Annotated in this window: 1 protein-coding gene; it reads right to left on the bottom strand. The window is 64.5% G+C overall.

Annotation, left to right across the window (positions count from 1 at the left end; translation table 11 throughout):
• The coding region (locus KVT38_RS34065; RefSeq protein ID WP_217598125.1) for a hypothetical protein at window positions 1-242 on the bottom strand (242 nt) is incomplete at both ends.

Genomic DNA, 242 nt, shown 5'->3' with positions numbered 1-242 from the left:
CCGCAGCGGTGGCGGTGAGGTTCGCCGGCGTCTGCGGGGCCTGCGCCACAAGCGCGGGCTCGGGCACGAACTTGGCGAGCAGCTTGATATAACCGGCCTGGTAATAAATGCCGTTCTCGGTAATCTCCCACGATCTCTCGGCCGGATCGTCGGTCGAGACGGCATTCCAGTCCTTGTACGTCTTCTGGGCCGGCTGATTAAGCGGCGGTGACCGGCTGCCCGTGTATTGCTCGCTCGGACCG

The organism is Cohnella sp. GbtcB17, from assembly GCF_019091135.1.
Classification (GTDB): Bacteria; Bacillota; Bacilli; order Paenibacillales; family Paenibacillaceae; genus Cohnella.
This window is presented reverse-complemented; position numbering and strand designations above follow the sequence as displayed.